We start from the raw sequence: 12411 nt of genomic DNA, 5'->3' as shown, positions 1-12411 counted from the left end.
GTGGGAATACCGGCCCGGACCCCATATAGTCTGGTCATGCTCCTGCCACGTATAGGTCAGTTCCGATCCGCTGCGCGACAGACCAGGTTCCGGAAATCAGTGATCGCCGCCTCGGCGGCGATCTTGCTGTTCGGGCCGACGGCGGCAGTGGCGAATGCGGAACCCGCCCCGGGCCTGCCCGCGGATCTCATCGCCGCGGTCACCCGTGATCTGAAGATCTCCCCCGAGGAATACCTGCGCCGCGCCGATCTCGGCCAGCAGGTCGCGGCCTTCGCCACGTCGGCGCAGCGCCAGTACCCGGAGGTCTTCGGTGGCGCTTGGCTCGACGACGCGGGCAAGGCCGTCGTCGCGATCGCGCAGGGGCCCGGCGCGGAGGAAGCACGCAACGCCGCCGCGTCGGCCGGGTTCGAGGTCCGTAACGTCGCCAAGAGCGAGGCCGCGCTGCGTGGCGAGAAGAGCGCGTTCGAGCGGTGGCTGGAGGGCCAGCCCGAAGCGGTCGCCGCCCTGGTGCGCGGCGTCGTGATCGACACCGTCAACAACAGCATCGCGGTGCGGGTGGACCAGGCGGGTCTGCCGATGCCCAGCTTCGTCGACCCGGCGCGGGTCATCGTGATCGCGCCGCCGGTGGCTGCCGAGCAGCTGCCGCAGGGCACCGCCATCGCCGAGGGCGACAGCAGGGCCGCGCTGGCGGGCGGCGACGGCTACGCGTCGGTGGGCGGCGGGAGCCAGCTGCGCTGCTCGTTCGGTTTCAACGGCACCGACCGGGCTGGCAACGTCGTGAACATCTCCGCGGGCCACTGCAACCCCGACCTCGACAACGCCTCGGCCGTGCACGAGCTGCTGCCCAGGGAGCAGCGCGGCGCCCAGCTCGGCGTGTTCCAGAAGTCGGTGCTCGGCAACCAGGACTACTCGATCATCCGGATCAACGACGCCTTCACCGACCGCTTCAGCAACAACAGCGTGCGGGTGCCAGGCGCCGCGCCGGTCGCGATCGACGGTGTGGCCACCCCGGTGGTCGGCGCCCCGGTCTGCAAGTCGGGTTCGCGCACCGGATTCAGCTGCGGCATCGTCAACGCCGTCGACCAGACCGTGCAGGTCGGCGATCGTGAACTGACGCAGAGCTTCTCGGCCAACATCTGCGCCCTGCCCGGCGACAGCGGCGGCCCGATCGTCACCGGACGCCTCGCGCTCGGCATCTCCAGCGCCTCGTCGGTGGCCGACTACCCGATCTGCGAGATCCCCAACCTGATCGGCGCGCTCACCGGCAACGCGCCGCAGCTGTTCGCGCAGCCGGTCAGCGTGGTCCTCTCGGACAACCCGGGGCTGCGCATCCGCACCAACTGACCTTCGAGGTCCACCGAAAGGCCGTCGACGTCCGCGTCGGCGGCCTTCGCTGTTCTCGGGCGTCGTTCGCCGCACACGGCCGGAGCGAAGGCGGAGGTACGCAGAAACGACGCTGCCGGACGCAGTCCGCCCTTAGTCCGCGCACGGCCGGAGCGAAGGCGGAGGTACGCCTTTTTACTGCTTCCAACACCAGTTTTCGCTGCCCTTTCCGATGACCGGGCGGCGGATATTCCGGCATTCTGGACCAATGTGTTTGGTGTTGATCGGCTGGCGCGCACACCCGGACTACCGGTTGATCGTGGCCGCCAACCGGGACGAGTTCTACCTCCGGCCTACCGAATCCATGCGGTGGTGGCCGGAGGTGCCCGGACTGCTCGCGGGGCGGGATACGGGCGCGGTCGGCAGGGCCGAGGGCGATCCGCCCGGCACCTGGCTCGGAGCGACCGTGGCCGGCGCACACAATCGCTTCGCCGCGGTGACCAACGTCCGAAATCCGAATGACGAACGGATCGGTGCTCGTTCACGCGGCGCGCTGCTGATGGATTTCCTGCGCGGCGGCGACGACCGGCATCCTTCTGGCGAATTCCCTGATCCGGAAAGGTACGTTCGCGAGGTCGCCGCGGCGCCCGACGACTACAACGGCTACAACCTCGTCGTCTCGGATCTCGCTGCGCTGTGGTGGCATTCGAACCGCAGCGCGAACCCTCCGCAACCGCTCGCGCCCGGCTTCCACGGGCTCTCCAACGGCGCTTTCGTCACCTCGGCGGAGCCGGTCCCCGGCGCCGAACTGGAAGCGCCGCAGCGGATCTGGCCCAAGGTGCGGGACGGCTTGACCGAGCTGCGCAAGGTGGTGGAATCCGATCCCGGTGCGGTGGACCGGTATTTCGACGTGCTCTCCGATCGCAACGAGGTTCCCGACGACGAGTTGCCGCGCACGGGCGTGCCGCTGGAGATGGAGCGGGCGTTGTCGGCGCGGTTCATCGCCAATGACGTGCACGGCACCAGGGCCAGCACGGTCCTGCTGGTGCGGGAGAACGGGACGTTCGAGATGGCGGAGCGGTCCTACGGCGAGATGGGGGTTCGCTTGGGAGCGGTCTCATTTCACGGCTCGCTGGAACTGCCGAGCTGAACCACATCGAACGCCCCGCCAAGCGGCCGCGTCACACACCCTGTGTACGCGGCACAAAGCCAGTGCCTATGTGAAGCGTGCGAACGCGCTGTGGGAGCAGCTTGGGACAAAACGAAAACCGGCCCGCTCCCCGAAGGGAACGGGCCGGCCGTCCGTGAAGTGCCGGGATCAGTTCGCGGCCTGCGCGGCCTTCGGCTTGTCGGCCCACTGCGTGGTGCCTTCCGGCGCCTGCATGGTGTTGATGAGCTCGATGCCCGCGGCGAGCAGGGTCGGGCCACCGACGGCGATGGTGCCGAGGATGCCGCCGATGCCCGCGCCGATCGGCAGGCCTGCGAGGCAGCCGACGCCGAACAGCGGCAGACCGAACACGCAGCCGACGACCGCGCCGATGGCGGTACCGACGAAGCCGCCGATGGCGGTGCCGATGCCGAACTTGCTGGCGAAGTCGTTCTGCGCGCGCTGGTTCTCGATCGGGGAGGCGATGGGCTTGACCTCGACCGGCTTGTCGAGGGCCAGGTTCTCCGGCTTCTCCGGGGTGAGCTCGAGGACGGTGTTGTCCTTCTTCAGCTCCGGCTTGACCGGGATATCGGTGCCGTTGATGTCGAAGTTCAGCGGCAGCGAGATGACGGTGTTGCCCTTGTCATCCTTGATGTCGACCACGTTCTGCTTGGGCTCGCCCTCGACCGCTGCATCCTTCTCGACCAGCGAGAAGGTTCCCCCACGCAGCGATGTCACGACGGTCTTGTCCACCAGCTTGACGGAGTAGCTGATGGTCTCGGCAGAAGCTGGCGCGGGCTCGGCGTGAGCAGTGCCCATACCCACGGTCATCGCGCCGATGACCAACGCGGCGGCCGCGGTGGTTCTGCGGAAGTTCATTCGGTTTCCAATCCATCATCAGGGTTGTTGTCCGCGCGCCGCTCTTACACACGCGAGAGCTCTCAATCAACCCGAAAGACGGTCGGCCCCTTCGGATTCTCCCCGAGCGGGTGTGAAGACAGGCGTAGCAAACAGAACGCACGTGAGCGTAATCGAACGAGCGCCCAGAAGCGAGATCGATAACAAAATCCGCCGAGTAAGCCTGTCCTTACCGAATAGGACGACTTGCTCGGCGTTTACGGTGGTTACCGGCCGATCTCACGACGAACCCGGAAGATTCTATGTGAGATTGATCACAGGTAAATTTCAGGTCAAGCCCCAGTAAGCAGGGTTAGCCCTCAAATACCGATCGTACGATAGACACCAGAAGTTACCGGTGGGTAACTTACTGGCGGTTACGATACGAGCCAACCGGTGTGGCAGGCCTGCCGCACCAGAACGCTCGTGTTGCCTCAAAGAAAGGTCGCGACATGAATGCCCTGACAGTGACGCTGGGCACGATTGGGGCGACGCTCAGTCTCCTGTGCTGGGCGTCGTTCTTCGGCGGCGTCAGGAACATCGCTCGCACCATCATGGTCGGACAGGGCGCACCGGATCGGTGGCGTCCGTTCTTCCCGCGCTTCAAGCAGATGCTTGTCGAGTTCCTCGCGCATACGCGGATGAACAAATTCCGCACCGTCGGCTGGGCGCACTGGCTCGTGATGATCGGCTTCCTCGGCGGCGCCATGCTGTGGTTCGAGGCATACGGTCAGACCTTCGACCCGGCGTTCCACTGGCCGATCATCGGCGACACGGCGATCTACCACCTCTGGGACGAGATCCTCGGCATCGGCACCGTGGTCGGCATCGGCACGCTGATCGTCATCCGGCAGCTGAACCACCCGCGCCTGCCCGAGCGGCTGTCCCGCTTCAGCGGCTCGAAGTTCGCACCGGCCTACGTCATCGAGGCGATCGTTCTCCTCGAGGGCCTCGGCATGGTCTTCGTGAAGGCCGGCAAGATCGCGACCTACCACCACTCCAACCCCGCGACCGACTTCTTCACCATGCAGGTCGCCAAGCTGCTGCCCGCGAGCCCGGTCATGGTGTCGATCTTCGCGTTCATCAAGCTGATGTCGGGTATGGCCTTCCTCTACCTGGTCGGCCGTAACGTCACGTGGGGCGTGGCCTGGCACCGCTTCTCGGCCTTCCCGAACATCTACTTCAAGCGCGAGGACGACGGCGGCGTCGCCCTCGGCGCGGCCAAGCCGATGATGTCGGGCGGCAAGGCGCTCGACATGGAGAACGTCGACCCGGACAACGACACCCTCGGCGCAGGCCGGATCGAGGACTTCTCCTGGAAGGGCATTCTCGACTTCACCACCTGCACCGAGTGCGGTCGCTGCCAGTCGCAGTGTCCCGCGTGGAACACCGGTAAGCCGCTGTCGCCGAAGCTGCTGATCATGTCGCTGCGCGACCACACCTACGCCAAGGCGCCGTACCTGCTGGCCGGTGGCCGCAAGGACATGGGCGGTGACGAGGTCGGCCTCGTCGATGCCGAAGGCAAGCCGAACGAGGCCGCGCTGGCCAAGATCTCGGAAGCGGCCAAGGCCGAGGCGGAGCGTCCGCTGGTCGGCGGCGAGGACGTCAACGGCATCATCGATCCCGAAGTGCTGTGGAGCTGCACCACCTGTGGCGCGTGCGTCGAGCAGTGCCCGGTGGACATCGAGCACGTCGACCACATCATCGACATGCGCCGCTACCAGGTGCTCATCGAGTCGGAGTTCCCCTCCGAGCTCGCGGGTCTGTTCAAGAACCTGGAGAACAAGGGCAACCCCTGGGGCCAGAACGCCAAGGACCGCCTGAACTGGATCAACGAGGTCGACTTCCAGATCCCGGTCTTCGGCAAGGACGCGGACAGCTTCGACGGCTACGAATACCTGTTCTGGGTCGGTTGCGCGGGCGCCTACGAGGACCGCGCCAAGAAGACCACCAAGGCCGTCGCCGAGCTGCTCGCTACCGCTGGCGTGAAGTTCATGGTGCTCGGCCAGGAGGAGACCTGCACCGGTGACTCGGCCCGTCGCGCGGGCAACGAGTTCCTGTTCCAGCAGCTGGCGCAGCAGAACATCGAGCTGCTGAACTCGGTGTTCGAGGGCGTCGAGGATCGCAAGAAGAAGATCGTCGTCACCTGTGCGCACTGCTTCAACGCGCTCAACAACGAATACCCGCAGGTCGGCGGCACCTACGAGGTCGTGCACCACACCCAGCTGCTGAACCGCCTCGTGCGGCAGAAGAAGCTGATCCCGGTCGCCTCGGTGACGCAGAACGTGACCTACCACGACCCCTGCTACCTGGGCCGGCACAACAAGGTCTACAACGCGCCGCGTGAGCTGATGGAAGCTTCGGGCTCCACCCTGGTGGAGATGCCGCGGCACGGCGAACGGTCCATGTGCTGTGGCGCCGGTGGTGCGCGCATGTGGATGGAAGAGCAGCTCGGCAAGCGCATCAACATCGACCGCGTCGACGAGGGTCTGTCGACCCTGGCGTCGTCGAACGGCTCCGCGCCGGGGAAGATCGCGACCGGTTGCCCGTTCTGCCGCGTGATGCTCAACGACGGTGTCACCGCGCGTCAGGAGAAGGGTGAAGGCGAAGGCGTCGAGGTCGTCGACGTGGCCCAGCTGATGCTGGACGCCATCGAGCGCGTCGAGCCCGCCACGCTGACCGAGAACCTGACCGTCATCCAGGAGCCCAAAGCCGAACCGGAGCCCGAGCCGGAACCGGAGCCCGTCACCGCGGCCGCCGAGGCGCCTGCGGCCGCCAAGGCGGCGCCGACCGGTGGTGGCTTGGCCATGAAGGGTCCGGCCAAGGCTCCCGGTGGTCTGGGTATGAAGGGCGCGGCCAAGGCGCCGGGCGCGAAGGCCGAAGCGGCTCCGGCCGCGGAAGCAGCCGCGCCCGCCAAGGGTCTGGCCATGAAGGGTCCGGCCAAGGCTCCCGGCAAGGGACTCGGCATGAAGGGCGCCGCCAAGGCGCCCGGCGCGAAGGCGGAAGCGGCTCCGGCCGCGGAGGCTTCGACTGCCGAGGCTTCGGCCGCTCCCGCCGCGCCCGTCAAGGGCCTGGCCATGAAGGGTCCGGCCAAGGCGCCGGGCAAGGGTCTGGGGATGAAGGGCGCCGCGAAGGCGCCGGGTGCGAAGGCCGCGGCGGCTCCGGCTGCCGAAGCCGCTGAAGCTCCCGCCGCGGAAGCGCCCGCGGCCCCGCCCGTCAAGGGTCTGGGGATGAAGGGTGCGGCCAAGGCGCCCGGCGGTAAGGGTCTGGCGATGAAGGGTGCCGCGAAGGCGCCCGGCGCCAAGGCCGCTGCTCCGGCTGCCGCCGAACCGGCCGCGGAAAGCCCTGCGGCGGAACCGGCTTCGGCACCGGCCTCGGCTCCGGCTCAGGCTTCGGCTCCCACCGAAACCAAGCCGACCGTTCCCGCCAAGGGTCTCGCCATGAAGTCCGGCTTCAAGCGCCCCGGGCCCAAGGCCCCCGGCGCCGCCGCGACCCCGGCCCCCGCCGAACCGGCTGCCGCCGAACCGGTTTCCACTGAACCGGCCCCGGCCGCCGAAGCCCCGCAGCCCGCACCGGAGCAGCCCACCAACGGCACCTCCGGCAACGGCTCCGCCGTCGCACCCCCGACCGCCAAGCCAGGCGGCCTCGGCTTCAAGTCGGGCGCGAAGGCCCCGGGCCGCAAGAACTGACACGGCCCCCAACTGAACACAGCACTCGGCCCGGGTTCCCTCCGAACCCGGGCCGAGTGCTTTATACGGAACTGCTATCCGAACGATTCGAAACGAGTTACGATTCTTTCGAAAGGAGGCCGCGGCGATGACGTCCGAAGCCCTGATGCAGCACACCTACCTGCCCGAGCCAACCGAAGAACTCGCCCCCGTCGTGAGCTTCCTCGAAGCCCACGAATCGCGGCGCGGTGATCGCATCCGGCCTCGTTACCTCTTGGTCGGCGCCGACGAGCACGATCAGGTAGAGGTTCCGGAGTCAGTGCACCGCGTCCTTGTCCAAGTCGTCGCAGCACTGCGCGAGGGCAAGGCGGTCACCGTCGCTCCGCAGAGCATGACGCTGACCACCCAGCAGGCCGCCGACCTGCTCGGCGTCAGCAGGCCGACGGTCGTCCGTCTCATCGATGCGAACGAGATCCCTTCGGAGCGAACCGGATCCCGGCGGCGCGTTCTGCTGACCGATGTCCTCGCCTACCGCGACGAGCGGAGGAAGAGGCAGTACGAAGCACTCGCCGCAAGCTCGGTCGAGCTCGACGAGGAGGACGATATGGAGGCCGTGCGCGCCGAGCTACGCGAGATCCGCAAGGAGGTCGCGAGAAGACGGCGCGGCTGATGTTCGGCGCGGTGCTCGACACCTGCGTCCTCTGGCCGAGCCTGCAGCGCGACTTCTTGCTCTCGCTGGCGGTCGAGAATCTCTATCGGCCGCTCTGGAACGACGCCATCCTGGCCGAGCTCGAACTGCACGAGGAGCGCAAGCTCATCCGTCGCGGCACGGATCCTGCGACCGCGCACCGCCGTGCAGCCGGTCTCGTCGCGGTGATGACGAACGCCTTCGACGACGCGCTCGTGCGGGGTTGGGAACCCCTCGAGGGTTCGTTCGGTCTACCCGACCCGGGCGACGAGCATGTCGTCGCCGCAGCGGTCGTCGGCAGCGCTGGGGCGCTGGTCACCGAGAACTTTCGTGACTTCCCCGCATCCCTGATTCCGACCGGCCTGCAAGTCGTCGGCGCCGCCGAGTTCGCCGCGAACACCTGTGCCGTCGACCCGGCCCGTGCCCTGGCGGCCATCCAAAAGATCTCCTTGCGGCGCCGCGACCCAGCGCAGACGGTCGACCAACTGCTCGACATCCTCGCCACCCGCTACAAGATGCACGAAGCCGTCGAACTCATGGTCGCCGCCTGAGCGGACCTAAGGCCTGGTCAATCGCGCGTAGCGGGCGCGGTGGTCGTCGGTGGTGCCGAATTCGCGTTCCAGGGCGGTGAGGCGTTTGAAGTAGTGGCCGATGGCGAGTTCCTCGGTCATGCCCATGGCGCCGTGCAGTTGGACGGCGTTCTGGCCGATGAAGCGGGCCGCGCGGCCGATGGTGACCTTGGCGGCGGAGAGGGCGCGGGCGCGGTCGGACGGGGCGGCGGAGAGGGCGTGGGCGGCGAGGTGGGCCGCGGCGATGGCCTGCTCCAGTTCCATGTACATGTCGACCATGCGGTGTTGCAGGGCCTGGAAACTGCCGATCGGCACGCCGAATTGCTGGCGCTGCTTGGCGTATTCGACGGTGTCGGCAAGCACTTTGCGCATACAGCCGACCGCCTCGGCGCAGATCGCGGCGATGGCGACGTCCACGGTGGGTTCGATCACGTCCCACGCCGTGCCTTCGGTTCCGAGCAGTGCGTCGGCGGGGAGCCGGAATTCGGTGAAGGTGAGATCGGCACCGACTCGGTCGTCGATGGTGCGGTAGGAGTGCACCTCGACACCGGCGGGCGGATTCGCCGCGTCGAATTCGGTGAGGAACAAAGAGATTCCGGCTCGATCGCGCCGCTCACCCGCGGTGCGCGCGGAGACGAGCAGGTGGGTCGCCAGTGGAGCGCTGGTCACCACGCATTTGGCTCCGTCGAGCACCCACGAGTCGCCGTCTCGGCACGCGACGGTGCCGACGTCGTGCAGCGTCGGACCGGAAGTCGGCTCCAGCGACGCGAACGCGGTCCGAACATCGCCGGCGACGATCCCGCGCAACACTTCGTCCGCCCGCGCTCCGCCGGATCGCTCCAGCAGGCCGGCGCCGACCACAACGGTGTCGACGAACGGCTCGACGACCAGCGCACGTCCCAATTCCTCGGCGATGACCATCAATTCGACTGCGCCGCCGCCCATTCCATCGACCCGTTCGGGCAGCGTCGCGCCGAGAATACCGAGTTCCTCGGCGAATCCGCGCCAGACGGCGGGCTGCCAGCCCTGCGCGGATTTGGCTGCGGCCCTGCTCTTCTCCAGGTCGTAGCGGACGCCGAGGAATCCGGCGACCGCGTCGCGCAGCAGCTGCTGCTCCTCGGTGAGTGTGAAGTCCATCAGAGCCCCAATGCTGCTTTGGCGAGGATGTTTCGCTGAATCTCGTTGCTACCGGCGTAGATCGATCCGGCGCGGTCGTTGAAGTAGCGCAGCGGCGCGACGGCCTGCCAGTCGGCGCCGCTATGGTAACCGTCTGCGGGCGGCGTGAATTCGGCGATCGGCCCGCCCGGCGCGGTGGCGTGCGGCTGGTAGACGCGCCCGACCGTGCCCGCGGCGTCCAAGGCGAGTTCGGTCAGTTGCTGACTCAGCTCGGTCGCAAGGATTTTCAGCATCGAGGAGGCCGGACCCGGATCCTTACCCTGCGCCATCGCCGAAATCGTCCGGTACTCCAGCACTTCCAAAACATCGGTGCGAATCCTCGCGTCGGCCAAGCGCAGCGCGAAAGCGGGATCGTCGATGAGCGGATTGCCGTCCGGGCCAGGCTGCCGCGCCGCCGCCTCGGCCAGTTCCTGACCCATGACCTGCAACATCGGCGCCGCCGCGCCACCGCGCTCGTGCACGAGCAGGTACTTCGCCACCGTCCAGCCGTCGTCGATGCGGCCGAGCACGTTGCCCTTCGGCACCCGGACGTTGTCGAAGAACACCTGGTTCTGCACCTGCTCGCCGGAGGTCATCACCAGCGGCCGGATCTCGATGCCGGGGGTGTTCATGTCGATGAGCAGGAAGGTGATGCCCTGCTGCTTCTTGCCCGTGCGCGAGGTGCGCACGAGACAGAAGATCCAGTTGGCCTCGGTGGCGTGCGTGGTCCAGATCTTGCTTCCGGTGCAGACGAAATCCTCGCCGTCATCGATCGCCGCCATGCTGAGCGAGGCCAGGTCCGAGCCCGCTTCCGGTTCCGAATAACCCTGGCAGAAGAAGATCTCGCCGGTCAGGATGCGCGGCAGGTAGAAGGCCTTCTGCTCCGGCGTGCCGAACGCGATGATGGCGGGCGCGACCATCCGGATGCCCATCGGAGACAGCGTCGGCGCGCCGGCGAGCGTCGACTCCCTGCTGAAGATGTAGTGCTGGGTCAGGCTCCAGTCGCAGCCGCCGTGCTCCACCGGCCAGTGCGGCGCAGCCCACCCGCGCTCGTGCAGAATCCGCTGCCACTCCATGCTGGCCTCGTGGTCCGGATATACGCTCGTCGCCAGCCGCCCCGCCCGCCGCAACTCCGGCGTCAGCTTCGCGTCGAGAAAACCCCGCACCTCGTCCCGAAAGGCCAGATCGGCCGCTGACCAGTCGTAATCCATCTGTCCTCCCGGCGGGGGTATGCCACGGTGCACCACTATTGGCCACCGGCCAACATGCCCCCAATGTAAGCCCCACGCTCGCCGGAAATCAAACTGAAGCCACCCGCCCGCAGTTTGGCGGCAGCGGGCCGACTTGCCTCCCCGCGGCGCCGGCGCGCCGTAGCGGAGTATGGCGCGCTGTAGAGGCCCTTGGCGAGGGTCGGCCAGGAGGACTCGAAGTCGTCCTGCCGGTTGCCCCAGGAGTGCGTGCCGGTGTCGCGGTAGACGAAGGTGGCGGGGATGCCGAGTTGGTTGAGACGGTTGTCGAGGTTGCGGGTCGACCAGTTGACGCCCGCCTCGATGACGCTGCCGATGGCGGCGACCTGGGGCGTCTCTTCCGGCGGCTCGAGGCGGAACTTCCCGCCGGGCAGGTCGTAGATGCCGGGGATGCCGTTGCCTGTGGAGGCGAAACTGTTTGCGCCGCACAGTTTCTCGGCGTTGCGGATGGGGTCGTTCGCCGCGGCACTCACCAACGCCGCCAACGCGACCCGCAAACCGTTCCGGTGGTATCCCATACCCTCCCCTGACGCGTCTCGCGGAACTGATCGAAGATCAGCTCGGTCGCGCTACCGTAGGATGAGCCGCAACGAAACCCCTTGCCCAACTTACACTTTCACGACCCCGACGTTCGCCCCACACAAGGCGGTGAGGTCATCCGGATCGGACGTGAGGATCGTCGTGGGACCTGGTGCGGCGAGCGCAGTAGCGCAGAGCATGGCGTCGATCGCGTGCTCGTGGCCGTGCAGACCCGCGCGACCGAGAAGGGGTGGCCCCTCATACCCCGTCCGTCGCACGTTGCGATGCCCGCGCTTGATCGAGCTGATCACGCAGGGCCTGCACCTCTTCCTCCGTGACGGGCCCGTGCTCCTCCTCGGCGACGGCGACGATCTCGTTCAGGTTGTCCCGTTCGATCTGCCTTGCCACCGCTGCGGCCACATCGCTGGAGAATCTGGATGGCCCGCTGCGGGCGCGAGCGGCATCCGCGACGTCTCTCGGCATGGTGATCGAATACTCGCCGGTATTCTCACTCATGCGACTTATCCAACCGATGATTTGCCCTCCCTGCCAGCGAATCAGGAAAGAGGGTGGCCGACTTCGATGACCGGGCCGTACGGTCCGGGTTCGGTGACCGGTCAGCAGTCCTCGAAGAACGCCTTCGCGTATCCCGCCGACTGATAGACGTAGTCGTACGCCCATCGGAGCACCGAAAGATCCGGCTCCGGATCGACGAAGAGAAGCTCTCCGTCCCAACACTTTTCGAGGATGTACCGGGCGCGGGAGATGTGCGGGGTGAAGGTGACGACGATGACGCGGCGCCATCCTTCGGCGCGTGCCCGGCGAGCGAGTTCGCGTCCCTCGCCGCGGGTGGTGCGCGGGGACGGGTCGAAGCAGATGACGTCGAAGCGGTAACCGCCGTGACAGATGCGGTTCATCCGCGCGCTGTACTCATAGGGATCGGAGAACAGCACCCGTGGCGCGTAACCCGCCGCGGCAAGGCGCAGCCCGAGCTGCTCGCGGCCGTCGTGCGCGCCGCCGAGCACCAGGATCGCGTCGGCGGCCGCAGGCGGGTCGGTGCGCGGCCGGACGTAGACCGGCCAGAGCGCGACGACAGCGACGACGAGCACCACGACCAGACCGATCACGGCACGTGTCACCGAACGTCGTCGCACGCCCCCGATCGTATCGGCACCGCATCACCGCAGGTCACCGCCGT

Annotated in this window: 11 protein-coding genes; 5 read left to right on the top strand and 6 right to left on the bottom strand. The window is 67.5% G+C overall.

The features are described from left to right. Positions 1–99 precede the first annotated feature (99 nt). A complete protein-coding gene (locus tag CRP45_RS21670) occupies positions 100–1344 on the top strand; it encodes a S1 family peptidase (protein ID WP_245910282.1) in 1245 nt (414 codons plus the stop codon). Positions 1345–1591: 247 nt separating this feature from the next. After that, positions 1592–2473 (top strand): NRDE family protein, encoded by an 882-nt coding sequence (locus tag CRP45_RS21665; RefSeq protein WP_097246562.1) that lies wholly within the window; start codon positions 1592–1594, stop codon positions 2471–2473. 168 nt (positions 2474–2641) lie between these two features. On the opposite strand, the gene CRP45_RS21660 is transcribed toward CRP45_RS21665, so the two are convergent. Next, on the bottom strand, positions 2642–3349 hold the full coding sequence (locus CRP45_RS21660; RefSeq protein ID WP_179830953.1) for a DUF8020 domain-containing protein: 708 nt from the start codon (positions 3347–3349) through the stop codon (positions 2642–2644). Between the two features lie 470 nt (positions 3350–3819). Here CRP45_RS21660 and CRP45_RS21655 point away from each other — a divergent pair, with 470 nt between their 5' ends. The 3 genes from CRP45_RS21655 to CRP45_RS21645 all read left to right on the top strand — a co-directional run bounded on the left by CRP45_RS21655 (position 3820) and on the right by CRP45_RS21645 (position 8274). Beyond that, a complete protein-coding gene (locus CRP45_RS21655; protein WP_097246561.1) occupies positions 3820–7056 on the top strand; it encodes a (Fe-S)-binding protein in 3237 nt (1078 codons plus the stop codon). Between the two features lie 127 nt (positions 7057–7183). Beyond that, positions 7184–7705, top strand: a complete 522-nt coding sequence (locus tag CRP45_RS21650) for an excisionase family DNA-binding protein (protein ID WP_097246560.1) — start codon at positions 7184–7186, stop codon at positions 7703–7705. Next, positions 7705–8274 (top strand): PIN domain-containing protein, encoded by a 570-nt coding sequence (locus CRP45_RS21645; RefSeq protein WP_097246559.1) that lies wholly within the window; start codon positions 7705–7707, stop codon positions 8272–8274. Before CRP45_RS21650 ends, CRP45_RS21645 begins: the two co-directional genes overlap by 1 nt. A 6-nt stretch (positions 8275–8280) precedes the next feature. Here CRP45_RS21645 and CRP45_RS21640 read toward each other — a convergent pair whose 3' ends face one another. The 5 genes from CRP45_RS21640 to CRP45_RS21615 all read right to left on the bottom strand — a co-directional run bounded on the left by CRP45_RS21640 (position 8281) and on the right by CRP45_RS21615 (position 12367). Further along, positions 8281–9429 carry an acyl-CoA dehydrogenase family protein gene (locus CRP45_RS21640; RefSeq protein ID WP_097246558.1) on the bottom strand — a complete coding sequence of 383 codons (1149 nt, stop codon included), beginning with the start codon at positions 9427–9429 and terminating at the stop codon, positions 8281–8283. After that, complete coding sequence (locus CRP45_RS21635) at positions 9429–10658, bottom strand: acyl-CoA dehydrogenase family protein (protein WP_097246557.1); 1230 nt, start codon at positions 10656–10658, stop codon at positions 9429–9431. Before CRP45_RS21635 ends, CRP45_RS21640 begins: the two co-directional genes overlap by 1 nt. Positions 10659–10693: 35 nt before the next feature. Beyond that, positions 10694–11212, bottom strand: a complete 519-nt coding sequence (locus CRP45_RS21630; protein WP_097246556.1) for a hypothetical protein — start codon at positions 11210–11212, stop codon at positions 10694–10696. A 259-nt stretch (positions 11213–11471) separates the two neighbouring features. Beyond that, on the bottom strand, positions 11472–11729 hold the full coding sequence (locus tag CRP45_RS21620) for a CopG family transcriptional regulator (RefSeq protein WP_097246555.1): 258 nt from the start codon (positions 11727–11729) through the stop codon (positions 11472–11474). Between the two features lie 101 nt (positions 11730–11830). Then, positions 11831–12367: a YdcF family protein gene (locus CRP45_RS21615; protein ID WP_097246554.1), complete on the bottom strand. Its 537-nt coding sequence runs from the start codon at positions 12365–12367 to the stop codon at positions 11831–11833. Between the last annotated feature and the right edge of the window lie 44 nt (positions 12368–12411).

This window comes from Nocardia amikacinitolerans, from assembly GCF_900215415.1.
Classification (GTDB): domain Bacteria; phylum Actinomycetota; class Actinomycetes; order Mycobacteriales; family Mycobacteriaceae; genus Nocardia; species Nocardia amikacinitolerans.
The sequence above is the reverse complement of the archived record's forward strand: the minus strand, read 5'-3'. Positions and strand labels throughout refer to the sequence as shown.